Raw genomic sequence first — 24,241 nt, forward strand, 5'->3', positions numbered from 1 at the left:
GTCGAGCGCGTTACGGTGTCCGCATGGAGCTGACGCACTTCAATGACCTGCCCGAGACCGAGGCGATCGAGGTCGTGTCGGTGTGGGCGCGCGTCCCGGCCTGGGCCGAGGCCGTCGCAGACGCACGCCCGTTCTTCTCCGTCGACGAGCTCGAGGCCACGGCAGCACGACTGGCCGGCACGTGGCGTCTTCCCGAACTGGATGCCGCGCTCGCCCACCATCCGCGCATCGGCGAACGCCCGAGCGGTGAGGGCGCCGAAGCCAATGCCTCGCGACGCGAGCAATCGGCGATGACGGATGCCGCGGCATCCGTGACCGAGCAGATCGCCGCCGGCAACGCCGACTACGAGGCGCGATTCGGGCGGGTCTTCCTCATCCGTGCCGCCGGACGCACGCCCGACGAGATCCTGGTCGAGCTGCAGCGGCGCCTGGACAACACCCCTGACGCCGAAGTCGACGAGGCGCTCGACCAACTTCGACAGATCGCGATGCTGCGCCTGCGCGCCGCCATCGAACCCGACCCCTTGAGCGGAGAGTGACACCGTGACAGCGCACCTGACCACCCACATCCTGAATACGACCAGCGGAACCCCCGCTGCTGGCGTCGCGGTCACGCTGCGCGGCGCATCCGGCGAGGCGATCGCCGAGGCTGTAACGGATGCCGACGGTCGTGCCGGGCTCGGACCCGAGCTGCTTGAGCCGGGAACCTACGCGCTCACCTTCGCCACCGGCGCCTACTTCGCAGCTCACGGCACCGACTGCTTCTATCCGAGCGTCACGGTGGACTTCACGATCACCGGCGCTCGCCATTATCACGTGCCCCTACTGCTGAGCCCGTTCGCGTACTCGACCTATCGCGGCAGCTGAGGCGCCGTAACGCGGCCGTGACACACGCTCCCTAATGTTCGTCGCATGAAAATCATCATCATCGGCGCAGGCATCGGCGGCGCCAGTGCCGGGATCGCGCTGCAGCGCCTGGGCCACGAGGTCGTCATCTACGACCGGATGCGAGAGAACAAGCCGGTCGGTGCGGCGCTGTCGCTGTGGTCCAACGGGGTGAAGGTCCTCAATTGGCTCGGGCTTGCCGATGAGGTTGCCGCGCTGGGTGGCCGCATGGATGACATGGCTTACCTCGACGGGCTCACCGGTGAAGTCATGTGCCAGTTCTCGCTCGAGCCCGTCACTGCGCAGACCGGTCAGCGCCCCTACCCTGTCGCCCGGGCTGACCTGCAGGCGCTGCTCATGCAGACCGTCGGGATGGACCGCATCCATCTGGGGCGCAAGGCGGTGTCGGTGGCCGACGACGGGCAGACCGTGACGGTGACCTTCGACGACGGCTCGACCGACACCGGCGATCTGCTGATCGGCGCTGATGGTGCCCGCTCCATGGTGCGTGACTACGTGACCGGCGGCGGCATCGAACGCACCTATTCGGGGTACACGAACTTCAACGGTCTGGTGGACCAGGATGCCGCGATCGGCCCCGCGAACCAGTGGACGACCTACGTCGGCGACGGAAAGCGCTGCGCCGTCATGCCGATAGCGGACGACCGCTTCTACTTCTTCGTCGATATACCCCAGCCGGCCGGGCACGCCACCGAGGCCGGTGAGCCCCTCGCCGCGCTGCGCGAAGCGTTCGGGCACTGGGCGCCCGGGGTGCAGACACTGCTGGAGTCGATCGACCCGGCATCCTCACTCAACCGCGTCGAGATCTGGGACATCGACCCGTTCGACACGTGGGTGAAGGGTCGGGTCGCAATCCTCGGGGATGCCGCTCACAACACGGCGCCCGATATCGGGCAGGGCGCGTGCTCGGCGCTGGAGGACACCTTCGCGCTCGCGATCTCACTGGCCACGAACACGAACTCCGTCGAGGACGCGCTGCGCCGCTACGAGCGCTCGCGCACCGAGCGGGCGGGTGATCTCGTGAACCGGGCCCGCAAGCGCGCTGCCGAGACGCACGGGTTCGTGCCCGGTGCGACCGAGGCCTGGTACGAGAGCCTGCGCGGCACCGACGGAACCGACATCATCCGCGGCATCGTCGGCAACATCGAGGGCAGCCCCATCAATCTCGGCGTCGGAACCCTCTGACCCGGGTCGGGCGGCGCGATCGCCAGCGCGAGGCATCCGGGCCGGATCATCCATCCGTTCAGTCGCGTCGTCGTGCGGGTGTGCGCGCGACCGACCCGCACGACGGCGCGACCGAAAATCTGGGCTCTCCTTTCGGTCGCGCCATTGCGCGGGTGACGGCGCCACACACCCGCAACACGGCGCGACCGAACAACTGGCCCGGGTCGGGCGGCGCGAAGAACTAGACGACGAAGAGGGAGTGGACCTCGCCGGCGATGGCGCGACCGTCCAGTGCCTCGAGTTCCATGAGCACTGCCGTGCCGATCACCTCGGTCCCGAGCGTCGTCATCAGTTCGCGCGCAGCGGCGATCGTGCCGCCGGTGGCCAGCACGTCGTCGACCAGCAGGATCCGAGTGCCCGGCGCGAGGTCGTCGTGAGCCTCGATGGCTGCTTCGCCGTACTCGAGGGCGTACGAGACGGATGCCGCGGGCCGGGGCAGCTTTCCGGCCTTGCGAATCGGCACGAGACCCACACCTGCTTCGGCGGCGATGACTCCCGCGAGCAGGAATCCGCGAGCCTCGATTCCGCCGACGACGTCGAACCCGCCCTCGAACGGCTCGATGAGCGCACGCGTGACTGCGCGCAGGGCCGCGGCATCAGCGAGCAGCGGCGTGATGTCACGGAACTGGATGCCGGGACTCGGGTAGTCGGGGATCGTCCGGATCAAGGACTCTGCGCGGTCGAGGGCGGCGGTGTCGGGCACGCCGACAGACTACGGCTTACGCGTGTCGCGCGCGTGTCCGACCGCCGCACCGCGCGGGCCGCCTCAGACTCGCATGCAAGCGCTTACATCGGTGCAGTATGGTGTGCTCCATGACTTCTGCAGAATCCGTCGCTGCCCCCGCGCTCTCTCGCGAGGCGGCGCCCGGCGGCGAGTGGTGGCGCACCGCCGTCATCTACCAGATCTACCCCCGCTCCTTCGCTGACCAGTCGGGTGACGGCATCGGCGACCTGCGCGGCGTGACGAACCACCTCGGCGACCTCGCGACCCTCGGCATCGACGCCATCTGGCTGAGCCCCTTCCAGCGCTCGCCCCAGAAGGATGCCGGCTACGACGTCGCCGACTACTGCGACGTCGACCCGCTCTTTGGCACCCTTGCCGACTTCGACGAGATGCTCGCGCAGGCGCACGCACGCGGCATCCGGATCATCGTCGACCTCGTTCCCAACCACTCCTCAGACCAGCACGCGTGGTTCCAGGAGGCCGTTGCGTCTCCCGCCGGCAGCCCCGAGCGCGCGCGATACATCTTCCGTGACGGCAAGGGCGCGAACGGCGAGCTGCCGCCCAACAACTGGGAGTCGGTGTTCGGAGGCGGCGCCTGGACGCGCCTCACGCAGCCCGACGGCACGCCCGGCCAGTGGTACCTGCACCTCTTCGACGCCTCACAGCCCGATTTCGACTGGTCGAACCCCGAGGTGCGCGAGGAGTTCCGCCGCATCCTGCGCTTCTGGCTCGACCGCGGCGTCGACGGCTTCCGCGTGGATGTCGCGCACGGGCTCGTCAAGAAAGAGGGCCTCCCCGACTACACACCGCCGACGGATGCCGGTTCGATGGGCGGCGGCGAGGCAGCAGTCCCCTACTGGGGTCAGGACGGAGTGCACGAGATCTATCGCGACTGGCACGCGCTGCTCGCCGAGTACGACGGTGACCGGGCCCTGTGCGCCGAGGCCTGGCTTCCCTCGGTCGCGCAGACCGCCCTGTGGGTGCGTCCCGATGAGATGCATCAGGCATTCAACTTCGAATACCTCGAGACCCCGTGGAATGCCGAGAAGCTGCGCCTCGTGATCGCCGACTCGCTCGCAGGCTACGGCGCGGTCGGAGCCCCCAGCACCTGGGTGCTCTCGAATCACGACGTTGTCCGCCACGCGTCGCGTCTGGCCCTGACCGCCGAGAACCCGCAGGGCGCCGGCATCGGGCCGAAGTCACCGGGCAAGCCGATCCCCGAGGTCGGGCTGCGTCGCGCTCGCGCCGCCACCACGCTGATGCTCGCGCTTCCCGGTTCGGCCTACCTCTACCAGGGCGAGGAACTGGGCCTGCCCGAAGTCATCAACCTGCCCGACGAGGCACGCCAGGACCCGACCTGGTTCCGCACGAACGGCCAGCGCTACGGGCGCGACGGATGCCGCGTCCCGCTCCCCTGGACCTCGGACGGGCCCGCCTTCGGCTTCAACGACACCGGAGAGTCCTGGCTGCCGCAGCCCGCCGAGTGGGCTGGCCTTGCCCGCGACGCTCAGCGCGACGACCCCGATTCGACGCTCACCCTTTACAAGAGCCTGCTCGCCGAGCGGCGGGCGCGGGGCCTCGGGGCGGGGACCCTCGAGTGGGTAGACGGTCTCGGCCCGGATGTCGTGGCCTTCCGCAACGGCTCGATCACCGTGGTGGCGAACCTGAGCGACAAGCCCATCGAGCTTCCCTCAGGCGTTGTCGTCGTCTCCAGCGGCCCGCTCGCCGGCAGGATGCTGCCGGTCGACCAGGCGGCGTGGCTGACCGGCGAGTAAGCCGCGAGGGTCGTCATGGTCGGAATCGATGAGGTAGCCCGAGCGGCCGGGGTCTCGACCGCGACCGTGTCGCGCGCGCTCAGCGGCAAGCACAACGTTTCGGACTCGACCCGCGAACGCGTGCAAGAGGCCGCGCAGCGCCTGGGCTACGTCGTGTCCTCGTCGGCGTCGAGCCTGGCATCCGGCCGCACCCGCAACATCGGCGTCGTGATCCCTCACCTCGACCGGTGGTTTTTCAGCACACTCCTCAGCGGCATCGCCGAAGAGGTGACGCGGGCGGGCTACGACATCACGCTGTACAACGTGACGCCCGACCGGGAGCACCGCCGCCAGGTGTTCGACACCTTCCTGCGCCGGCAGCGGGTCGACGGGGTGATCGCTGTTGCGCTGGAGCTCGGCGAGCACGAGTCGCGGGCGCTGCTCTCGCTCGGAATGCCGGTGATCGCGATCGGCGGGCCGAACGAACTGCTTCCCACGCTCTCCATCGACGATGTGGGCCTCGGGCGCCTGGCCACCGAGCACCTGCTTGCGATGGGACACCTCGACATCGGTCACATCGGAGCCGACCCCGAGTTCGACATCGACTTCCACATTCCGTCCAGCCGCAGGCACGGTTTCGAGTCGGCGCTGCGGGCAGCGGGCATCGATCCGCGACCAGAGCTGTTCGAGCCCGGCGACTTCACGATCGAGGGCGGCTTCCGCGCAGCGAAGCAGCTCCTGGGCAGGCCCGGAGCATCGCCGACCGCCATCTTCGCGGCATCCGATGAGATGGCTATCGGGGCGATGCTCGCCGCTCGCGACCTCGGATACCGCGTGCCCACAGACCTGTCCATCGCAGGGATCGACGGTCACGAACTCGGCCGATTCTTCGACCTGACGACCGTCGACCAGTTCCCCGCGAGGCAGGGCGCTCGTGCCGCTGCCACGATCCTCCACGAGCTCGAGCAACCGGCAGGCAGCGTCCCCGACCGCGAAGAGCTGCCCTACGAACTCGTCGTGCGGGGCAGCACCGCGCGTATCGGCACCTGACCGTGGGTCTTCTGCAGCTTGCGCGGGCGCCCGTGCAGGCGTAGTCTCGCCCGCCGTGACACTTGACGCGCCCGAATCGGGCGTACCCGAGACGCCCGTCGCTAAGCGCATCCTCCTGGGCCAGCCGCTGTCCTCCGATGCGATGGACGAGCACCTGCTCCCGAAGAAGATGGCACTGCCGATCTTCGCCTCGGACGCGCTGTCGTCAGTGGCCTACGCGCCGCAGGAACTGCTCATGATCCTGCTGACCGGTGGGCTCGCTTTTCTCGCCTTCTCGCCGTGGATCGCCGCCGCTGTCGTCGTGCTGCTGAGCGTCGTCGTGCTCAGCTACCGGCAGCTCATCAAGGCTTATCCCTCGGGCGGTGGGGACTACGAGGTGGCCCGCACCAATCTCGGCGAGGTACCCGGTGTCGTCGTGGCGGCCGCCCTGTTGGTCGACTACGTCCTCACCGTGGCGGTGTCGGTGGCCTCGGGGGTCGACAACATCATCTCGGCGCTACCGGGGCTCGACCCGGCTCGGGTCGAACTTGCCATCGGCTTCGTCGTCGTCATCGTGCTCATCAACCTGCGAGGCGTGCGCGAGGCATCCCTCGTCTTCGCAATCCCCACCTATGTCTTCATCGGCTCGGTGGTGTTCATGATCGGCACCGGGCTCGTGCGCACCGCGCTCGGCGACCCGCCGGTCGCGTCATCCGCCGAATTCGCGGTGCAGGCCGAGAGCCTGTCACAGGCTGCCGTCATCCTGCTCGTGCTGCGGGCTTTCTCGAGCGGATGCTCGGCCCTGACAGGTGTCGAAGCGGTCTCCAACGGAGTCCCGGCGTTCCGCCGACCCAAGGTACGCAACGCCCAGACCACCCTCTCGATGATGGGCGGCGTCGCGATCCTGATGTTCGCAGGCCTCACGGCACTGGCCCTGATCTCGGGGGTCCACTACGCCGAAGACCCCTGCACGCTCGTCGGGTTCGACTGTGCGAATCAACCGCAGCCGAGCCTCATGGCACAGGTCGCTGCCGCAACGTTCGGCATGGGGTCGATCCCCTTCTACCTGATCCAGGCTGCCACCGCGCTCGTGCTGCTGCTGGCGGCGAACACAGCGTTCAACGGCTTCCCGCTTCTGGGCGCCGTGCTCGCGCGCGACGGGTACGCACCGAAGGCGCTGAACACCCGCGGCGACCGACTCGTGTTCTCCAACGGGATGCTGGTGCTCGGCCTCATCGCGATCGCTGTGCTGGTGATCTACCAAGCCAACCTCACGACACTCATCCAGCTGTACATCATCGGGGTCTTCGTCTCGTTCTCGCTCGGCCAGATCGGCATGGTGCGGCACTGGCGCCGCATCATCCGGGCGACAACCCGTGTAGAAGCGCGGCGGGATCCGGCATCCGGCCTCGAGCGCCGTGGCGCGATCACGGGACTGATCATCAACACGACCGGCGCGACCTTCACCGCCGCCGTGCTGATCATCGTGACCGTGACGAAGTTCACGCACGGGGCCTGGCTCGTCTTCCTGGCCATCCCGATCCTTGCGACACTGATGCTCGGCGTTAACCGGTACTACCGCGACGTCGAACACGAGATCCGGATGGATGACGAGATCCACTTCGGCTCGGACGGGGACGTTGCACTCGTCATGGTCAGCCGGCTGCAGAAGCCCGTGGTGAAGGCGCTGGACTACGCGGTCGCAGCCCGCCACGACAAGACGATAGCCCTGCACGTCGCGACGGATCACGAGGATGCTGGTGCCCTGCAGGAGGAGTGGAAGGCGCACGGCATTCCGATCCCGCTCGTCATCATCGATTCGCCCTACCGCACCTACGCCGGCCCGATCGGCGAGTTCATCCGGCGCTACCGCGAGAAGAACGGGCCGGCCGTGATGACGGTGTATCTGCCGCAGTACATCGTGGGGCACTGGTGGGAGACGCTGCTGCACAACCGCCGCTCCCGGCGGCTCGCCCAGCAGCTCATGCTGATTCACGGCGTCACGATCACGCTCGTGCCGTGGTTGCTCGACTCCTCGGAGTTGATCTACGGTCGCCGGTCGCGTCCCCTGCCCGGCCAGGAGCGGGCGGGGCGCCCCTACGATCCGGTCGAGAACTTCGAGCACGCCGAGCACTCGAGCCTCGAGCGTCCCCAGGATTAGCGCGCGGCATCCGTCACCCCGGACCACCGACCCGATCCGCCGACACGTACGGCGCGTACGCTGGAGGGGTGACCGTTCCTGCCGTGACCCCGCTGGATCTCGCCGCCATCCGCGCCGACTTCCCCTTGCTCGCGCAGGAGGTGAATGGCCACCCGCTCGCCTACCTGGACTCTGCCGCGACGAGCCAGAAGCCGCAGCAGGTGATCGATGCCGAGGTCGAGTTTCTGACGCACACGAACGCCGCGGTCCACCGCGGTGCTCACACGCTCGCAGCGGAGTCCACTGACGCGTTCGAGGATGCCCGTGAGGCGGTCGCCGCGTTCGTGGGCGCCGGCGAGGGGGAGCTCGTCTGGACTTCCGGTGCCACCGCCGGCATCAATCTCGTCGCATACGCGATCGGGAATGCGACCCTCGGGCGGGGCGGCGAGGCAGCGCGGCGCTTCGCCCTGCGCCCCGATGACGAGATCGCCGTCACGGAGTCCGAGCACCACGCGAACCTCATCCCCTGGCAAGAGCTCGCCGCCCGCACGGGCGCGCGGCTGCGCCACATCCCGGTGCTGGACGACGGACGCCTCGACATGGATGCCGCCGCCGAACTGATCGGCGACCGCACCCGGATGGTCGCGTTCCCGCACGTGTCGAACGTGCTGGGCATCATCAACCCGATCGACGAGCTCATCGCCCTCGCGCGCGGTGTCGACGCGTTCACGGTGATGGATGCCTGCCAGTCGGTGCCGCACCTGAGCATCGACCTTCCGGCAACCGGCGTGGATTTCGCCGTGTTCAGCGGACACAAGATGCTCGGTCCGTACGGGATCGGCGGGCTCTACGGCAAGCGGGAGTTGCTCAACGCCCTGCCGCCGTTCCTCACCGGCGGGTCGATGATCACGACAGTCACGCTGGATGAGGCCCAGTACCTGCCCTCGCCGCAGCGCTTCGAGGCCGGCACGCAGCCGGTCTCGCAGGCCGTCGGACTCGCCGCCGCTGCCCGCTACCTGCAGGGCCTCGGGATGGATGCCGTGCATGCGCACGAGGTCGAGCTCGAGCGGCGCATGCGTGACGGGTTGCGCGAGATTCCCGGCATCCGTCTGCTCGGAGACACGGATGCCGCGCCCCGCGTCGGGCTCGCCTCCTTCGCGGTCGACGGCGTCCACGCTCACGACGTCGGGCAGTTCCTCGACTCGCGGGGCGTCGCGGTGCGCGTGGGACATCACTGCGCGCAGCCCCTGCACCGCCGGTTCGGTCTTACGGCCTCGGTGCGGGCCTCGGCATCCGTCTACACGACCCCCGATGAGGTCGACCGATTCCTGGACGCAACCCGTGGCGTCCGCGCGTTCTTCGGAGCATCCTGATGAGTCTTGAATCCCTGTACCAGGAGCTGATCCTGGACCACTCCAAGCGTCCGCACGGCTTCGGTCTTGCCGAGGCCGATGACCACACCGGCACGAGCTATCAGCGCAACCCGATCTGCGGCGATGAAGTGACGCTACGGGTGCGCGTCTCGGACGATGGTCAGACGATCCGCGATGTGACGTGGGAAGGCCAAGGCTGCTCGATCTCGCAGGCGTCGGCATCCATGCTCGTCGATCTCATCGACGGCGTCCCGCGCGAGAAGGCAGCTGAACTGATCGACGGTTTCCGCGAGGCGCTGCGCTCGCGCGGCACGATCGAGCTCGACGAGGACGTGTACGAGGATGCCGCAGCCCTCTCGGGCGTCTCGAAGTTCAGCGCCCGCGTCAAGTGCGCGATGCTCGCCTGGGTCGCCCTCGAAGAGAGCCTCGCCCAGACATCCTGAGGATTTCGCATCCGCCCTCAACGCCGAAGGGTCACAACACGCCGTACGCTGCACCTCGGCAGTGGCGTGTTGCGACCCTTCGCGTGAGACGGATGCCTCGGGCGGCGACTCAGGCCGGCAAGAGCTCCCGCTCCAGGCGGGCGTAGCTGGTCTCCATGCCCTCGGTCATGCCGGTGGCCAGGACCATGTCGCGGATGTCCTTGTCGGGGTATTCGATGAGGAGCGTGATCAGGGTGGCCCCATCCTCTTCGTAGAGGGACATGTCGTTGGTCGTCGACGGGAAGTCGGTGCCGGTCATGTGCTCGGTGGTCACCGCACGCCTCGGGGCCTCGCTCACGAGCGTCTCGCCATCGAAGCCGAACGTCTGACCCTCCACACCCTCGTCAGGCGTCCACTCGTAGCGGTAGCGCCCGCCGACCGCCGGATCGATCTCGCACACCGTCATCCGCCAGCCGTCAGGACCCAGCAGCCACTTCTTCATGAGCTCGGGCTCGGTGTGGGCCCGCCACACGAGCTCGCGGGGTCCCTCGATCAGCCGCGTGATGCGCACGTGCGTGTCGCTGAGGATCTCGGTCTGCGTGCCCTTGCCCTGCGCGTACTCCCGCAGGTCCTGCAGCACCGCGTCGAGTTGGTTGATCGCGAGCGTCGACCCTTCGACGGCACCGAACTCGACGACCTGTTCGAGGGCTTCGAGCGAGTCGAAGTAGGTGATGTTGGTGAGTCGCGAGCCCTCAGCGGTCGCCTCGAAGAGAAACTCGACGCGCATCGTGGGGGTGCCTTCGAGGATGTCACCATCGCCGTTGAGGAACGAGTCGAGCACCTCGAATCGGTGTGGCGCATCGATCGCGGTGAACTCCCAGCCGCCGCGCGACACCTCGCCCTGCGGGCTGGTCATCTGGTACTGCGCGCGGCCCCCGGGGGTGAGATCGAACGACGTGAAGGTCGCCGGCCACCCCGGAGGGCCCCAGAAGCGGTCGAGCTGGGCAGGGTCGGTGAACGCCTGCCAGAGGCGCTCGACGGGCGCGGCGAAGTCGCCGACGAGTGTCATCGTGAGGGCGTCGGGGTCGGTGGTGACAGCGGTGACGGGCATCGTCAGTTCCCTTTCGTGGTGATGGATGCCGATGGGTCGGCTGGCTCGGCGAGCAGGTCGTCGAGCCGCTGGATGCGTGCCCGCCACAGGTCTTCGTAGCGGGCGAGGAGAGCGCGAGCCCGGGCGATCATGGTCGGATCGGCGCGAACGAGACGCTCGCGCCCCTCCGCTCGCTTGATGATGAGGCCGGCCTCTTCGAGGACCGCGACGTGCTTCTGGACCGCCGCGAACGACATGTCATAGTCCCGCGCGAGCACCGAGACCGAGTGCTCGGACTCGATTGTCCGGCGCAGGATGTCGCGTCGCGTCGCCGCCGCGAGCGCGTGGAAGAGTCGATCGATCTCGTCATCCGTGAGGTCCATTTGTACAACCATTTGGTTGTACGTTAGAACACGCGAACGCCCCCGTCAACCCCGGGCTGTTGAGAGTCCACGAGCGCTATACCGGCCGAGTCGATGCTGGTCGTCCGCGCTTGGGACGGTGAGTGTCGAGCTCGAGCACCATTGCCGGCGCGGAGCGCGCCGCGAGTCGCGCCTCGACGTGATCGAGCCACCGAAGTTCCGCCTCCACGCCGAAGATCAGCGACTCGGTGAGAAGCGACCAGGCGAGCTCTTCCGGCCCGCCCACGACCTCGCCACCGAAAGTGGTGCTGCGCAGGGACTCGAGGTGCGCGCTCGAAGCCCGTCGTTGCGTCTTGATGACCTCGAAGACATCCACCCCCGGCAGCGCCGCCGCGAGCGCGAGCTTGATCGCGAGTTCATCCCGGGTCCCGGTGTTGCGTTCGACCGGAGACGCAAGCCAGGCGCGGGCCTCGCCGCGGCCGGCATCCGTGATCTGCCAGTAAATGTGGCCGTCTGCGTCGGGCGCGCCCCGCGAAACGAGGCCGTCGCGCTCGAGCCGCTCGAGAGTGCTGTAGATCTGGCCGACGTTGAGCGACGAACTCCAGCCGGTGCGCCGTTCGAACTCTGACCGCAACTGATAGCCGTAGCACGGCCCCTGCGCCAGGATCGCCAACAGGCTTTGCCTCACCGACATTCGGATCTCCCTGAGCGCGATATGTATACCGGGTAGTGTCGCGCTCCTCCTGAATACCGCCGCGACGACGCCATGGAGTGGCGCTGGCCGGGCGTTTGGCGGAATCCGCTATATGGTCTGACCACATCAGGGGTCGGCGTCGTGGGCTTCGCTGAAGGATTGGCGATGTGCCAGCACCCGGCGTAGAACGGCAGCGTGTTCGGTTCGTCTCGGCGCCGCGTGGTCGGATGCCTCGCCCTCCTCCCCGCTGTCGCGATTGCCGCCGCGGCGTGCGCGCCTGCGGCTGCTCCGGCCCTCTCTCCCACAACGATCGACCCGGTGGCGGGAATCGTCGTCGGAGACGGTGCCGTCGACATCCAGCTGTGGAGCGACCCGTCGTGCCCGCACTGCATGAGCCTCGACGAGGCAATCGGCGACGACCTCGCGGCCTTCGTCGCCGACGGCACGGCGACCTGGACGCTGCATCCGATGACCTACGTGAGCGCCAAACGCGGCGACGTCACCGACTACTCGGCCCGAGCCGCCGCCCTGCTTCTCGGCGTCGCAGCTGCGGGCGAGGATGACGCGCTCCTGCCGCTGTACGGACTGATCCAGCAGAACCAGGTCACGGCAGATCACTCACCCAGCGACGAGGAACTCCTCGACCTCGCGGCCACCGCAGGTGCGACATCCGATCTGTCGACCGCGATCGCCGACTACGCAACTCTGGCGAGCGCGGCTAACGACGCGTGGCTTGGCAAGCCGATTCCCGGCACCGACCAGGTCGTCGACCACGTCCCGTTGCTGGTCATCGACGGCACCGTCTTCGAGGTGCGTGAGAACGGCACGGATGCTGCGCGCTTCGCCGCTGCGGTGGCCGAGGCCGCCGCGGACTGACCCTCAGCCGAGTCCCTCCCGGTGTGGCGCGGACGCCGCATCCGCCTCGCCGACCACGGGCTTGCGCGACAGGCCTACCGAGCCGGAGGCCGGATCCTTCGACAGCGCCGCAGCGACGGCGGCTGACTCGTCGACATCCGGGTACTGAGGCCGAAGCTGCACAGCCTGCCGCTTCTTCTGCTCCCGCTTCGCTTTGCGGGACGAGTAAGTGAGGTTCAGCGCCTCGACGAAGATCGCAAAGGCCATCGGACCGTAGATGAAGGCCTTGTCGATCTTGATGTGGAAGCCCTCGGCGATGAGGAAGACACCGATCAGCAGCAGGAACGACAGCGCAAGCATCTTCACTGTCGGATGCGCATTGACGAAAGCGAAGATGAACCGCGACGCGAACAGCATGATTCCGAACGAGAGCACCACGACGGTGATGATGATGACCATGTTCGAGGTCATGCCGACGGCGGTGATGACGGAATCGAGCGAGAAGACGATGTCGAGCAAGAGGATCTGCGCGATGACCGATCCGAAGCTCACGCTCTTGCGTGCACCCGCGCCTTCGCCATGCTCCTCTTCGGCGCCCTCGAGCTTGTGGTGGATCTCGGTGACCGCCTTGTAGACGAGGAAGAGCCCGCCCGCGATGAGGATGAAGTCCTTCCACGAGAACGAGATGCCCCACAGGGTCACGACGGGTTCAGTGAGCGTGATGATCCACCCCGCCGCGAAGACAAGGCCGACGCGGATCAGCATTGCGAGCGTGAGGCCGAGGTTGCGTGCCCGCGCCTGCTGCTCCTTGGGGAGCTTGGAGGCGAGGATCGAGATGAAGATGACGTTGTCGACGCCCAGCACGATCTCAAGCACGAACAGCGTGACGAAGACCGCGATCAGATCGGGCGTGAAAGCGAAGGAGAAGTCCACGCACACAGCGTAGGGCCTGGATTCGGTCGCGCCCTCGTGCGGGTGCCGGACTAACGAACCCGCGTCATGGCGCGACTGAAGGGTCATGCGAACCGAGTGCCATCGAGGATCTATACCCTAGGGGGTATTATTGGGAGCATGACTTCACCCGCCGCCGACCGCAGTACCCGGCCCGTGATCGGCGAGTGGGTTGACGGCATCGACATCCCCGTCATCAACGAGCGTGCCGTGCGCGCCTCGGCCGGCATCCTGTTCCTCCTGGGCTTCGGCGCCTGGCTCTCTGGCGTGATCACCGGCGACCTGCAGTACATGCGCGGGTTCGGCATCCTGTTCGCCGCCGAGATGTTCCTGCGCCTGTTCATCGGAACCCGCTTCACGCCCACCCTTCTGATCGGCACCCTCATCACGCGTCCGCAGCGACCCGAATGGGTGGATGCCGCCCCCAAGCAGTTCGCCTGGGGGCTCGGATTCTCGATGGCCCTTCTCGGGTGTCTGTCGCTCGGATGGCTCGGGCTGCCGGCGGCGATCGCGCAGACGATCTGCGCCGGATGCCTGCTGCTACTGTTCGCCGAGTCGGCCTTCGGCATCTGCGTGGGGTGTGAGCTGGCCCGCCGCTTCGGGCGGACCAAGCCGCAGCTGTGCGCCGGCGACACCTGCACCTACACGCCCCCGTCCCGCGGCGAGCGCCACTCGGTCGAGTGAGGAGCGGCGTGTCACCACAGAACGGGCGTGACGCGCTCGTCGCAAGGGCGCACGGATTGCACGACACCCCGCCGGCAGCATCCGTCGCCCGGTGTGTTCGGCACGATCTGCGCCGTTGCGACGAGGCCGCACCGGCACGTCGAGCACCCGACGACGGGCACGAAGCGACACGGATGCCGAAAGCGGCCGCCGCGTAGACTGGAGCAGCCCGCACGCTGGCGCCGGTCTCGGCATCCTCGACCACTGGAGTCCCACCCCGTGAGCACCCCGATCACTCCCGCCCGAGCAGTCGCCGACACCGTCGAACACGCCGCAGCCACCCCCGAGCGCGAGCAGCCGTACGGCGCCCTCGGCCTGAAGGATGACGAGTACGCCCAGATCCGCGAGATCCTCGGGCGCCGGCCCACGAGCGGCGAGCTGGCCATGTACTCCGTGATGTGGAGCGAGCACTGCTCCTACAAGTCCAGCAAGATCTACCTGCGACGGTTCGGTCAGAAGGTCTCGGACGAGATGCGCGAGCGCCTCATGGTCGGCATGGGCCAGAACGCCGGCGTTGTCGACATCGGCGAGGGCTGGGCGGTGACCTTCAAGGTCGAGTCGCACAACCACCCGAGCTACATCGAGCCGTTCCAGGGTGCGGCGACCGGCGTCGGCGGGATCGTCCGCGACATCATCTCCATGGGCGCACGCCCGGTCGCCGTCATGGACCAGCTGCGTTTCGGCGCGATCGACAACCCCGACACCGCCCGCGTCGTGCACGGCGTCGTGAGCGGCATCTCGTTCTACGGCAACTGCCTGGGTCTTCCCAACATCGGCGGTGAGACAGTGTTCGACGCTGTCTACCAGGGCAACCCGCTCGTCAACGCCCTCGCGGTGGGCGTCCTCCGCCACGAAGACCTGAAGCTTGCCAACGCCTCAGGCGCCGGCAACAAGGTCGTGCTGTTCGGTGCCCGCACCGGCGGCGACGGCATCGGCGGCGCATCCATCCTCGCCTCCGACACCTTCGCCGACGGCGGCCCGACCAAGCGGCCCGCGGTGCAGGTGGGCGACCCGTTCGCCGAGAAGGTGCTCATCGAGTGCTGCCTCGAGCTCTACAAGGCGAACCTCGTCGAGGCGATCCAGGACCTCGGCGCCGCCGGCATCTCGTGTGCCACGAGCGAGCTCGCCGCAAACGGCGGCAGCGGCATGCGCGTCGACCTCGAGCAGGTGCTGCTGCGAGACCCGAGCCTGACTCCCGAAGAGATCCTGATGAGCGAGTCGCAGGAGCGGATGATGGCGATCGTCGCGCCCGAGAAGCTCGACGCGTTCCTCGAGGTCGTCGGCCGCTGGGAGGTCGAGACGAGCGTGCTCGGCGAGGTCACCGGAGACGGCCGCCTGCAGATCTTCTGGCACGGCGAGCAGATCGTGGATGTCGACCCCTCAACCGTCGCGGTGGATGGCCCCGTCTACGAACGGCCCGTCGCCTACCCGACCTGGATCGACGCCCTCCGCGACGACTCGGCGAGCGCGCTGCAGCGGCCGAGCGAGCCCGACGAGCTGCGGGAGCAGTTCCTGGCGCTGGTCGCGAGCCCGAACCTCGCCGACACGTCCTGGATCACCAACCAGTACGACTACTACGTGCTGGGCAACACCGCCCTCTCGTTCCCCGACGATGCCGGCATGGTGCGCGTTGACGAGGAGTCGGGCCTCGGCTTCTCGATCGCTACCGACTGCAATGGCCGCTACTGCCAGCTCGACCCCTACCAGGGCGCCCAGCTGGCCCTCGCCGAGGCATACCGCAACGTCGCCGTCACGGGAGCCAAGCCCGTCGCGGTCACCGACTGCCTGAACTTCGGCAGCCCCGAGAACCCCGAGGTCATGTGGCAGTTCGGGCAGGCCGTCGATGGCCTCGCCGACGGATGCCTCGAGCTCGGCATCCCGGTCACCGGCGGCAACGTCTCGTTCTACAACCAAACCGGCGACCAGCCGATCTTCCCGACTCCCGTGGTGGGTGTGCTCGGCATCATCGATGACGTCGCGCGTCGCATCCCCTCGGGCTGGCAGGATGCCGGCGAGAACATCTACCTGCTGGGCGTGACAGCCAACGAGCTCAGCGGATCGGCGTGGGCGCAGACCGTTCACGACCACCTCGGCGGTCGGCCGCCGGCCGTCGACCTTGCCGCCGAGCGGCGCCTGGCCGACCTCCTGCACGCAGGAGCATTGCAGGGTCTCATCTCCAGCGCGCACGACCTCTCCAGCGGCGGTCTCGCGCAGGCTCTCGCCGAGTGCGTGATGCGCTTCGGCGTCGGCGCCCGCGTGTGGCTGAACGAGATCATCGAACGCGACGGCGTCGATGCGGCATCCGCTCTCTTCTCGGAGTCCACCGGCCGCGTTCTCGTGTCCGTCCCCCGCGAGGATGACGTGAAGTTCCGCGGCCTGTGCGATGGGCGCGGCTATCCCGTGCTGCGGATCGGTGTGACCGATGCCCCCGGCGACGGCGCAGACCCGAGCCTCGAAGTGCAGGGGTTGTTCACGGTGTCGGCATCCGACCTGCGCGAGGTCTCGCGAGCGACGCTGCCGGCCGCGTTCGGTCCGACGATCACCGAGCCTGCCCTTTAGACTGATCGCATGTCCGACGACGACACCAACGTCTACAGCGAGACCCGACAGCGACGCATCAAGATCGTCGCGTGGGTCGTGATTGTTTCGCTGATTCTCGTGGGCGGTGGCGCCACCGTCCTCGCCCTGCTGTTCGGCTGAGCCGTCTTCGGGCTTTCCCCCATGCCGGGCGGGGGATTGCGAGATTAGCATGATGGCGTGGAACCGCTGTTCCAGTTCATCGGCAGCTACTGGTGGCTCGTCTTCCCCCTGATGGGTGTCATGGGGATGATCGGTAGCGCCTGGGAGCGCGGCGCGCGGCGCCGGCATAAGCGACGGCTCGAGATCCTGCAGGCCAAGGGCGAGATTCGCGCTGCCCAGGCCGCTGCACGCGGCCGCCCTCTGATCGGCGTCACGCTTCCCGGCGCCAAAGCACCGAAGGATCCTCTCGCGCAGCGGGTCGAAGATGCCGTCGCCGCCGGAATGGGCACGGCACCACGAACCGCGACAGCATCGAGTTCGGCATCCGTCACGCCACTTCAGAAGCTGCTGGCAGAACACGACGCGGTGACCAAGCGCTGGCTCGAGTACGAACTGGATGTCGCCAAGATCATCGCCTACCCCGCCATGAGCGATGGCCGACAACCGTTGACCGCAGCGTTTCTGCGCGCCAAGAAGGTTGCCGACCGACTCCGCCCCGACTCCGCGACCGCGAAGCTCTCGAAGGAACAGTTCGCCGAGTACCGCACCGCCGTGACCGACTACGAGGTCGCGTTCGATCTGGCCGAGCGTGAGGCTCGCCGCATCCGTGACTCGTCCTTCACCGCCGATGAGCGCAAACGCCTGAGCACCGCGCAGCAACTGCTGAGCGTCGCGATCGATCAGGCTGCCACCCCCGCCGAGCGCCAGCTCGCGTACCGACGAGTACGCGACGAGCTCGACGGTCTGCTCGCTATCTCGGATGACGCGATCACGATCCTCGAGGAGCGTGTGGCTCTCGAGCTTCCGGCGTCACCCCCGACCGCAGAGCCGTCGGCTTCGTCATCCGAGCGGACGGCCGGCCCCGCATCTCCGGGGATCTGGCCCGTCCCCTCCCGCACCCCGCGCTCCTGAAACCAGCTCCAGACGAGCAGGCCCGGCGACAAGCCCGATGGATGCCGTGCTTGACGCATCCTGCGTTATGTGGTTACCTACTTGAGTAACTAACCCAGGAACACATCGGAGGCGCGGATGATCGAAGAAGGCAAGGCCCTCTTCCTGCAGATCGCGGAGAGCGTCGAGGACTCGATCGTTGACGGGAGCCTGGCCGAAGAGGCGCAGGCACCGTCGACGAACGAACTCGCCGCCTTCTACCGGATCAACCCCGCCACGGCAGCGAAAGGAGTGACGATGCTCGTCGACAAGGGCGTGCTCTACAAGCGACGGGGCATCGGCATGTTCGTCGCCCCGGGTGCTCGCGAAAGCCTGCTCGCCGAACGGCGTGCGGCGTTCCGCGACCGCTACCTGACCCCCCTCTTGGCCGAGGCCCGCAAGCTCGGGCTCGGCTCCGAAGACCTCGCGCAGCTGCTCCGTGAGCACGCGCAGAACACGACAACGGAAGGCGACCAATGACTATCAACGATGTCGCACCCTCCGCGGGTGCCGATGAGACGGTGATCGAGGTGAAGAACCTCACCAAGCGCTACCGCGATACTGTCGCGGTCGACGATGTGAGCTTCTCGATCCACAAGAACACCATCTACGGGCTGCTTGGCCGAAACGGTGCGGGTAAGACCTCCGTGATGTCGATCCTCACTGCTCAGAACTTCGCCACGTCGGGTGACGTGCGCGTGTTCGGCGAGCACCCCTACGAGAACGCCCGGGTGCTGCGCCGCATGTGCTTCGTCCGCGAGAGCCAGCGCTATCCTGACGACGCGAAGCCGATCCACGCGTTCGCGACGGCGAAGCTGTTCTTCCCCAACTGGAACCAGGAGCTCGCCGATCGCCTGATCGCCGACTTCCGCCTTCCCGTGCGCACCCGCATCAAGAAGCTCTCGCGCGGACAGCTTTCGGCCGTCGGGGTCATCATCGGGCTCGCATCACGGGCCGAAGTGACCTTCTTCGACGAGCCGTACCTGGGCCTGGATGCCGTTGCGCGTCAGATCTTCTACGACCGGCTGCTCGAGGACTACACCGAGCATCCCCGCACCGTCATCCTTTCGAGCCACCTCATCGATGAAGTCTCGAACCTCATCGAGCGGGTGCTCGTCATCGACCGGGGGCAGATCATCATGGACGCAGCCACCGATGACGTTCGCGATCAGGCCACCGCGATCGTGGGCGATGCCGCTGCCGTCGATGCCTTCGTCGCGGGACGCGAAGTGCTTCACCGCGAGAGCCTCGGAAGGGTGGCATCCGTCACGATCGCGGGCGCACTGTCCGCAGATGAGCGCTCCCGCCTGACGGCTGCTGGTCTCGACATCGGTCCGGTGTCGCTGCAGCAGTTGATCGTCCGCACGACACAGCACGCCGACGAGACGGATGCTGCGGCATCCGATACCCACACGACCACGAAGGGAGGCCGGCGATGAACCGCATCGGGAATGTCGTTCGCATGCAGCTGGTCAACAAACAGACATTCATCTGGGTGCCGCTTCTCGTCCTGGGTGGCACGCTCGCGGTCACGCTCATGATCTGGGCGATGCTGCCTCCTGCGGCGGTGAAGTACGGCGGCGGTGCGCAGGCGCCGATGTGGTACTTCTTTGCCGTCGGCATCATGGGCATGACTCAGACCTTCCCGTTCTCGCAGGCGATGAGCGTCACGCGACGCGAGTTCTTCCTCGGATCGCTGCTGACCGCATCCCTGACCTCGGCGATCCTCACGGTGATCTTCGTCATCGGCGGGTTCATCGAGCAGGCGACCAACGGCTGGGGTGTCAACGGGTACTTCTTCTACCTGGACTGGATTTGGAGCTCGGGACCGGTCGTGGCAGCAGCCCTCATCCTGTTCATGACGATGACCTTCTTCGTCACGGGCTTCGCGATCGCCACGATCTACAAGCGGTTCGGTCCCACCGCCCTCACGATCATCCTGGTCGGTCTGGGCCTGCTGCTGGTGGGTGCGATGTGGCTCATCGGACGCCTCAACGCGTGGGGACAGGTCTTCGGTTGGATCGTCACGCAGGGACCCGAGGGACTTGCCATTGGTCTGGTGATCACCCTGGTCGTCCTGTCGGGGATCGCCTACGGACTTCTCCGCCGCGCCATTCCGTGACGGATGCTGCAACGAAACGAAACGGGGCTCCCGGCCACATGGCCGGGAGCCCCGTTCAGCGCCTCGTAGGCAATCTTTACTCATCGACACCGTCGCGCCGGACTCCTACAGTCGCCACGACGACCGCATCCCGCGATGAGCCAAGGAGATCCATGCCCGCGTTCCGTTCCCCCGCCGCCGCCCTCGCCACTGCCGTCCTTGCTGCGCTACTGCTCGCCGGCTGCGCGACCGGCGGCACAGACGCCGAGGCTGCAGAGGGCCCCGTCGCCACGGCCGACGCCGCAGCAACCGATACGTCGGGTTCTGACGAGGCAGTCGACGAGACCGACGCCGAGCCCCAAGGTGAGCGTCCCGAGGGACTCGACTCGAGCCTCCCGGTTCCGCCCGGCACGCTCGTGAGCGCCACCCCGGAGGCGAGCGCCTGGGAGTACATCTACTCGGGAGTCACGAGCGACGAGGCTCGCGCCTTCGCCGACTCTCTGAAAGACATGGGCTTTGAGCAGATGGTCACCGTCGACTCCGACGGCGTCGAGCAGTGGTACCTCCAGAGCGCCAGCTGGGCGATCAAACTCGAAGAGACGCACGCCGACGAGAGCCTGCTCTACTGGGTGGACCCGATCTCCGAATAGTCGAGTAACACGACGCAAGCGGGCTCCCCACCACCAGGTAGGGAGCCCGCTTTTGGCGCCAGAGCGTCAGGAGGTCAGGGAGTCGACCCAGTCCTGGTTCTCGGAGATCCACTGCTGCACGACGGGCAGGTAGTCGTCACCCTCGTACTCGTTGAACATGGCGTTCTCGAGCGAGTAGAGCGTCGCGCTGTCCATCGTGAAGTTCGAGATCCACTGGTGAACGTCCGGGAAGTCCGTCGCGAAGGTCGTCGAGGCAACCGAGTGGATGCTCTCAGCACCGCCGAGCAGGCCGTCGGGGTCTTCGAGGTCCTTGATCGGGAAGGCGTCGTAGGCCCAGTGCGGACGCCACAGCGTCACGACGATGTTCTCGTCGGCGTCGGTGGCCGCGCGCAGCTCGGTGAGCATGGCGGGGGTCGAGGACGCGACGAGGTTCATGCCCTCCAGGCCGTAGCCGGGAACGACGTCGTCGGCAGTGATCCCCATGAGTCCGGAGCCTGGCTCGATACCGATGATCTCGTTGTTAAACGCGTCGGCGTTGGCGGCGAGGTCGCTGAGCGAGTCGATCGGAGCATCCTCGTTCACCGCGATGGTGAGCTTGGCCTCGTCGTTCCAGGCACCCAGGTCCTCGAGGGAGTCGCCGTACGTCTCCATGTAATCGGCGTGGGTGACGGGCAGCCACGTGTCGAGCACGACATCGAAGTCGCCCTGCGAAACACCCTGGTAGACGGGCGCCACATCGGCGTACGTGAGGTTGACGTCGTAGCCCTGCTCCTCGAGCACGGCCTGCCACAGGTAGGACGCGGCAATGCCCTCGTCCCATCCGTTGAAGACGGCGATCTCGATCGGGCGATCAGCGCCCGAACCGCTTCCGGCGTCCGAGGTGGTCTCGGGCTCGCTCGAGCCGGCACATCCGGCCAGAGCCAGGGTTGCCGCGCCGACGAGTGCTGCACCGGCGATCAGGTTTTTTCTCTTGGTCATCATGATGACTTCCTCTCCTTCCGCGTTGCTGTCCGCGGATCGGTCGTTGTCTGTCAGGCGCGCGGGTCCGCGTGCCTCCGGTGGGCGATGAACCCACCCGGTCTTGAGGGACGGATGCCGCGGCATCCGTCGTGGTCAACGCATCGGGATGCGGCTCACCGAGCCGGCGGCATCCTGCTTGTCACGTGCCGTGGGCGCTGCGTCGACGCGCTTGGCGCGGCGGCGGGAAGCGGCGCGCGGGCCACCCTTGTCGGCCAGCGCCGAGGTCATGCGGTCAAGGATCATGGCGATCATCACGACAGAGATCCCTGCCTCGAACGCAAGCCCCACGTTGATGCGGCCGAGGGCGCGCACGATCTCGCCACCGAGTCCACCGGCACCGACCATTCCGGCGATGACGACCATCGACAGGCTGAGCATGATGATCTGGTTCACGCCGGCCATGATGCTCGGGAGCGCAAGCGGCAGCTGGATCTGGCGCAGGATGCGACCCGGGGTCGCGCCGAAGGCCTGACCGGCCTCGACTACTTCACTGTCGACGCCACGGATGCCGAGCTCGGTCAAGCGCACGCCGGGCGCGAGGGCGAACAAGATCGTCGCGATCATGCCGGGAACGGCGCCTACTCCGAAGAAGATGATGGCGGGGATCAGGTACACGAAGGCGGGGATCGTCTGCAGGAAGTCGAGAATCGGGCGGACGATCCGCGAGACGGTGTCGTTGCGCGCTGCCCAAATGCCGACCGGGATGCTGATGATGATCGCGATGGCTGCTGCGACGAGCACCAGCGCGAGGGTGTCCATCGCGTTCTCCCACTGGTCCAGTAGGACGATCAGGAACAGGCCGAGCGCTGTGCCGAGGGCGAGCTTCCATCCCTTGACCCAGTAGGCGAGCGCTGCCAGGGCGATGATGATCAGCCAGAACGGCGGAGTGACGAGGACCCAGTCCAGGCCCTCGTAAATGGCACCCAGCGCGAGCGCGATCGCGTCGAAGAGCCAGCCGAACACGGCCCCGATGAAGTCGAGGAGCGCCTCGACCCATGCGCCGAGGGGAAGTCGAAGGTTCTCCATCAGACGCTCCCCTCTGTCGCGATGACCGGTTGGTTTGCAGCCGACACGGCCTCGAGGGTCGCGGTCAGTTCAGCAACAGGCACCGTCATCGGCACGTCGATGATCGGGATCTCGGTCGTGGTGGGTTCGACGTTGCCAAGGGCTGCGAGTAGGACGACCCGTGGGATCGCGCCGAGCAGACGACCCTTGTCGTCGACGACGGCGATCGGCACGGGACTTTCGACAGAGCGCTCGATGACATCAGCGAGTGCCTCATCGGGTCCGACGACCGACTGCGGGCTTTTCACGAGGGAACGCAGGTCCGTATTGCCGTTCTTGACTGCGCGCACCACGCTACGGTCCGTGACCGCTCCCAGGAACTTTCGGTTCTCGGTGACGAGCACCGAGCCGGTCTGCAGATCGCGCATGATCTTCAGCGCGCCACGCACGCCGGCACTGACGGGCATCATCGCTGCCGGGGGTTCCATCACGGAGGACGCCGTAAGCACACGGGTTCGGTCAACGTCCTGCACGAACTGCGCGACATAGTCGTTCGCGGGGTCGGTGAGGATTTCTTCGGGTGTGCCGTTCTGAACGATCCGGCCATCGCGCATCACCGCGATGCGGTCGCCGAGGAACATCGCCTCGTTGAGGTCATGGGTGATGAAGATGATCGTTCGCCCGAGCTCGCGCTGCAGCTCAACGAGCTGTTCCTGCATCTCCCGCCGGATGAGTGGGTCGAGCGCCGAGAATGCCTCGTCCATGAGCATGATGTCGGTGCCTGCGGTGAGGGCGCGGGCAAGTCCCACACGCTGACGCATTCCGCCCGACAGTTCATCGGGCATCGCGTCGGCGCGATCGGCCAGCCCGACCTTGTCGAGGATCTCCCGCGCACGCTCGCGTCGCTCGCTCGCCCCGACGCCCTGGATCTCGAGCGCATAGGCAGCGTTGTCGAGCACCGTGCGGTGCGGAAGCAGGGCGAAGTGCTGGAAGACCATCGAGATCGAGCGGCGCCGGATGTCGCGCAGTTGGCTCGCGCTGGCCGTTGTGACGTTCTCGCCCTGGACGACGACATCGCCCGCGGTCGGCTCGAGCAGTCCGTTGAGCATCCGGATCACTGTCGACTTGCCCGAACCGCTCAGGCCCATAATGACGAAGATCTCGCCTTTTTCGACCGTGAAGCTCGCGTCGATGACCGCAGCAGTGCCCTGGTCGGCGACCTCGGTTCGGGAGGCGCCAGCCCGCAGGCGGTCGACGGCGGATCGAGGGTTCTTGCCGAAGACTTTGAAGAGTCCTCGCGCTTGGAGGGCAGGGGATGTGGTCACTGTGTGCACCTTGGCAGCCGTTGCAGCTGGCTGCATCGGTCACGCCCGGGTGGCGATCACAGGCACGCGGAAATAGGGCACGCATGCGCTGGCATCGGATGTCGGATCCGATCAAGATCACCGACCGTACGCTCGCCGAGATCGAACATCGGCAACCGCGGACTGGGTCGAAGGGTTCGGGGAACCCGGCGGCCCAAGTTACCAGGCTTCGTGGACGATCTCCA

The 24,241-nt window shown here is 67.2% G+C and carries 25 protein-coding genes; 17 read left to right on the top strand and 8 right to left on the bottom strand.

The window, feature by feature from the left end; genetic code table 11:
• Positions 1-23 precede the first annotated feature (23 nt).
• The 3 genes from uraD to hpxO are packed head-to-tail and all read left to right on the top strand — an operon-like array spanning position 24 to position 2,091.
• Positions 24-539 carry a 2-oxo-4-hydroxy-4-carboxy-5-ureidoimidazoline decarboxylase gene (uraD, locus tag AADH62_RS12470; protein WP_341579752.1) on the top strand — a complete coding sequence of 172 codons (516 nt, stop codon included), beginning with the start codon at positions 24-26 and terminating at the stop codon, positions 537-539.
• 4 nt (positions 540-543) lie between these two features.
• Positions 544-867, top strand: coding sequence for a hydroxyisourate hydrolase (gene uraH, locus AADH62_RS12475; RefSeq protein ID WP_341579753.1), 324 nt, complete (start codon positions 544-546; stop codon positions 865-867).
• Between the two features lie 45 nt (positions 868-912).
• Positions 913-2,091, top strand: coding sequence for an FAD-dependent urate hydroxylase HpxO (hpxO, locus tag AADH62_RS12480; RefSeq protein WP_341579754.1), 1,179 nt, complete (start codon positions 913-915; stop codon positions 2,089-2,091).
• Positions 2,092-2,311: 220 nt separating this feature from the next.
• Here the strand turns inward: hpxO and AADH62_RS12485 are convergent, their stop codons facing one another.
• Positions 2,312-2,833, bottom strand: a complete 522-nt coding sequence (locus AADH62_RS12485) for an adenine phosphoribosyltransferase (RefSeq protein WP_341579755.1) — start codon at positions 2,831-2,833, stop codon at positions 2,312-2,314.
• 110 nt (positions 2,834-2,943) lie between these two features.
• On the opposite strand from AADH62_RS12485, the gene AADH62_RS12490 reads away from it, so the two are divergent.
• The 5 genes from AADH62_RS12490 (at position 2,944) to sufU (ending at position 9,593) form a co-directional block, all read left to right on the top strand.
• Positions 2,944-4,629 (top strand): glycoside hydrolase family 13 protein, encoded by a 1,686-nt coding sequence (locus AADH62_RS12490; protein ID WP_341579756.1) that lies wholly within the window; start codon positions 2,944-2,946, stop codon positions 4,627-4,629.
• 15 nt (positions 4,630-4,644) lie between these two features.
• Positions 4,645-5,658 carry a LacI family DNA-binding transcriptional regulator gene (locus tag AADH62_RS12495; RefSeq protein WP_228179291.1) on the top strand — a complete coding sequence of 338 codons (1,014 nt, stop codon included), beginning with the start codon at positions 4,645-4,647 and terminating at the stop codon, positions 5,656-5,658.
• Positions 5,659-5,800: 142 nt separating this feature from the next.
• Entirely contained in the window at positions 5,801-7,798 is a 1,998-nt protein-coding gene (locus AADH62_RS12500; protein WP_341579809.1) for an APC family permease, read from the top strand.
• A gap of 68 nt (positions 7,799-7,866) precedes the next feature.
• Positions 7,867-9,150 carry a SufS family cysteine desulfurase gene (locus AADH62_RS12505; RefSeq protein WP_341579757.1) on the top strand — a complete coding sequence of 428 codons (1,284 nt, stop codon included), beginning with the start codon at positions 7,867-7,869 and terminating at the stop codon, positions 9,148-9,150.
• Complete coding sequence (gene sufU / locus AADH62_RS12510; protein WP_228179322.1) at positions 9,147-9,593, top strand: Fe-S cluster assembly sulfur transfer protein SufU; 447 nt, start codon at positions 9,147-9,149, stop codon at positions 9,591-9,593. Before AADH62_RS12505 ends, sufU begins: the two co-directional genes overlap by 4 nt.
• A gap of 109 nt (positions 9,594-9,702) precedes the next feature.
• Here sufU and AADH62_RS12515 read toward each other — a convergent pair whose 3' ends face one another.
• The 3 genes from AADH62_RS12515 to AADH62_RS12525 all read right to left on the bottom strand — a co-directional run bounded on the left by AADH62_RS12515 (position 9,703) and on the right by AADH62_RS12525 (position 11,718).
• A complete protein-coding gene (locus tag AADH62_RS12515; RefSeq protein ID WP_341579758.1) occupies positions 9,703-10,683 on the bottom strand; it encodes an SRPBCC family protein in 981 nt (326 codons plus the stop codon).
• A 2-nt stretch (positions 10,684-10,685) separates the two neighbouring features.
• The gene (locus tag AADH62_RS12520) at positions 10,686-11,057 is read right to left on the bottom strand and encodes a metalloregulator ArsR/SmtB family transcription factor (RefSeq protein WP_341579759.1); all 372 of its coding nucleotides are present in this window, start codon (positions 11,055-11,057) and stop codon (positions 10,686-10,688) included.
• A gap of 64 nt (positions 11,058-11,121) precedes the next feature.
• Positions 11,122-11,718: a PadR family transcriptional regulator gene (locus tag AADH62_RS12525; protein WP_341579760.1), complete on the bottom strand. Its 597-nt coding sequence runs from the start codon at positions 11,716-11,718 to the stop codon at positions 11,122-11,124.
• A gap of 195 nt (positions 11,719-11,913) precedes the next feature.
• Here AADH62_RS12525 and AADH62_RS12530 point away from each other — a divergent pair, with 195 nt between their 5' ends.
• Positions 11,914-12,594: a hypothetical protein gene (locus tag AADH62_RS12530; protein WP_341579761.1), complete on the top strand. Its 681-nt coding sequence runs from the start codon at positions 11,914-11,916 to the stop codon at positions 12,592-12,594.
• Between the two features lie 3 nt (positions 12,595-12,597).
• Here the strand turns inward: AADH62_RS12530 and AADH62_RS12535 are convergent, their stop codons facing one another.
• Complete coding sequence (locus tag AADH62_RS12535; RefSeq protein ID WP_341579762.1) at positions 12,598-13,506, bottom strand: TerC family protein; 909 nt, start codon at positions 13,504-13,506, stop codon at positions 12,598-12,600.
• 138 nt (positions 13,507-13,644) lie between these two features.
• On the opposite strand from AADH62_RS12535, the gene AADH62_RS12540 reads away from it, so the two are divergent.
• The 8 genes from AADH62_RS12540 (at position 13,645) to AADH62_RS12575 (ending at position 20,667) form a co-directional block, all read left to right on the top strand.
• Positions 13,645-14,208, top strand: a complete 564-nt coding sequence (locus AADH62_RS12540) for a DUF4395 domain-containing protein (RefSeq protein WP_341579763.1) — start codon at positions 13,645-13,647, stop codon at positions 14,206-14,208.
• A gap of 258 nt (positions 14,209-14,466) precedes the next feature.
• Positions 14,467-16,806 carry a phosphoribosylformylglycinamidine synthase subunit PurL gene (purL, locus tag AADH62_RS12545; protein ID WP_341579764.1) on the top strand — a complete coding sequence of 780 codons (2,340 nt, stop codon included), beginning with the start codon at positions 14,467-14,469 and terminating at the stop codon, positions 16,804-16,806.
• 9 nt (positions 16,807-16,815) lie between these two features.
• Positions 16,816-16,947 carry a hypothetical protein gene (locus AADH62_RS12550; RefSeq protein ID WP_267189853.1) on the top strand — a complete coding sequence of 44 codons (132 nt, stop codon included), beginning with the start codon at positions 16,816-16,818 and terminating at the stop codon, positions 16,945-16,947.
• Between the two features lie 57 nt (positions 16,948-17,004).
• Positions 17,005-17,898, top strand: a complete 894-nt coding sequence (locus tag AADH62_RS12555) for a hypothetical protein (RefSeq protein ID WP_341579765.1) — start codon at positions 17,005-17,007, stop codon at positions 17,896-17,898.
• A gap of 117 nt (positions 17,899-18,015) precedes the next feature.
• Complete coding sequence (locus AADH62_RS12560; RefSeq protein ID WP_300590815.1) at positions 18,016-18,396, top strand: GntR family transcriptional regulator; 381 nt, start codon at positions 18,016-18,018, stop codon at positions 18,394-18,396.
• Positions 18,393-19,355, top strand: coding sequence for an ABC transporter ATP-binding protein (locus AADH62_RS12565; RefSeq protein WP_341579766.1), 963 nt, complete (start codon positions 18,393-18,395; stop codon positions 19,353-19,355). The genes AADH62_RS12560 and AADH62_RS12565 overlap by 4 nt, the downstream gene beginning before the upstream one ends.
• On the top strand, positions 19,352-20,038 hold the full coding sequence (locus tag AADH62_RS12570) for a hypothetical protein (protein ID WP_341579767.1): 687 nt from the start codon (positions 19,352-19,354) through the stop codon (positions 20,036-20,038). Before AADH62_RS12565 ends, AADH62_RS12570 begins: the two co-directional genes overlap by 4 nt.
• A 152-nt stretch (positions 20,039-20,190) precedes the next feature.
• Positions 20,191-20,667 (top strand): hypothetical protein, encoded by a 477-nt coding sequence (locus AADH62_RS12575; protein ID WP_341579768.1) that lies wholly within the window; start codon positions 20,191-20,193, stop codon positions 20,665-20,667.
• Positions 20,668-20,733: 66 nt separating this feature from the next.
• On the opposite strand, the gene AADH62_RS12580 is transcribed toward AADH62_RS12575, so the two are convergent.
• The 3 genes from AADH62_RS12580 to AADH62_RS12590 form a co-directional block, all read right to left on the bottom strand.
• Complete coding sequence (locus AADH62_RS12580) at positions 20,734-21,648, bottom strand: glycine betaine ABC transporter substrate-binding protein (protein ID WP_425355687.1); 915 nt, start codon at positions 21,646-21,648, stop codon at positions 20,734-20,736.
• A gap of 132 nt (positions 21,649-21,780) precedes the next feature.
• Positions 21,781-22,713, bottom strand: a complete 933-nt coding sequence (locus AADH62_RS12585; RefSeq protein WP_341579769.1) for an ABC transporter permease — start codon at positions 22,711-22,713, stop codon at positions 21,781-21,783.
• Entirely contained in the window at positions 22,713-24,017 is a 1,305-nt protein-coding gene (locus AADH62_RS12590) for a quaternary amine ABC transporter ATP-binding protein (RefSeq protein ID WP_341579770.1), read from the bottom strand. The genes AADH62_RS12585 and AADH62_RS12590 overlap by 1 nt, the downstream gene beginning before the upstream one ends.
• Between the last annotated feature and the right edge of the window lie 224 nt (positions 24,018-24,241).

The sequence above is a fragment of the Microbacterium schleiferi genome (genome assembly GCF_038150145.1).
In the GTDB taxonomy this organism is placed as follows: Bacteria; Actinomycetota; Actinomycetes; order Actinomycetales; family Microbacteriaceae; genus Microbacterium; species Microbacterium schleiferi_B.

Coding starts and splice junctions, on each gene's coding strand:
- AADH62_RS12585 (WP_341579769.1), bottom strand. CDS start 22,713: ATGGAGAACCTTCGACTTCCCCTCGGCGCATGGGTCGAGGCGCTCCTC.
- uraD (WP_341579752.1), top strand. CDS start 24: ATGGAGCTGACGCACTTCAATGACCTGCCCGAGACCGAGGCGATCGAG.
- AADH62_RS12495 (WP_228179291.1), top strand. CDS start 4,645: ATGGTCGGAATCGATGAGGTAGCCCGAGCGGCCGGGGTCTCGACCGCG.
- AADH62_RS12575 (WP_341579768.1), top strand. CDS start 20,191: ATGCCCGCGTTCCGTTCCCCCGCCGCCGCCCTCGCCACTGCCGTCCTT.
- AADH62_RS12520 (WP_341579759.1), bottom strand. CDS start 11,057: ATGGTTGTACAAATGGACCTCACGGATGACGAGATCGATCGACTCTTC.
- AADH62_RS12570 (WP_341579767.1), top strand. CDS start 19,352: ATGAACCGCATCGGGAATGTCGTTCGCATGCAGCTGGTCAACAAACAG.
- AADH62_RS12525 (WP_341579760.1), bottom strand. CDS start 11,718: ATGTCGGTGAGGCAAAGCCTGTTGGCGATCCTGGCGCAGGGGCCGTGC.
- AADH62_RS12515 (WP_341579758.1), bottom strand. CDS start 10,683: ATGCCCGTCACCGCTGTCACCACCGACCCCGACGCCCTCACGATGACA.
- AADH62_RS12560 (WP_300590815.1), top strand. CDS start 18,016: ATGATCGAAGAAGGCAAGGCCCTCTTCCTGCAGATCGCGGAGAGCGTC.
- AADH62_RS12565 (WP_341579766.1), top strand. CDS start 18,393: ATGACTATCAACGATGTCGCACCCTCCGCGGGTGCCGATGAGACGGTG.
- AADH62_RS12500 (WP_341579809.1), top strand. CDS start 5,801: ATGGACGAGCACCTGCTCCCGAAGAAGATGGCACTGCCGATCTTCGCC.
- AADH62_RS12540 (WP_341579763.1), top strand. CDS start 13,645: ATGACTTCACCCGCCGCCGACCGCAGTACCCGGCCCGTGATCGGCGAG.
- AADH62_RS12580 (WP_425355687.1), bottom strand. CDS start 21,648: ATGATGACCAAGAGAAAAAACCTGATCGCCGGTGCAGCACTCGTCGGC.
- AADH62_RS12490 (WP_341579756.1), top strand. CDS start 2,944: ATGACTTCTGCAGAATCCGTCGCTGCCCCCGCGCTCTCTCGCGAGGCG.
- AADH62_RS12550 (WP_267189853.1), top strand. CDS start 16,816: ATGTCCGACGACGACACCAACGTCTACAGCGAGACCCGACAGCGACGC.
- hpxO (WP_341579754.1), top strand. CDS start 913: ATGAAAATCATCATCATCGGCGCAGGCATCGGCGGCGCCAGTGCCGGG.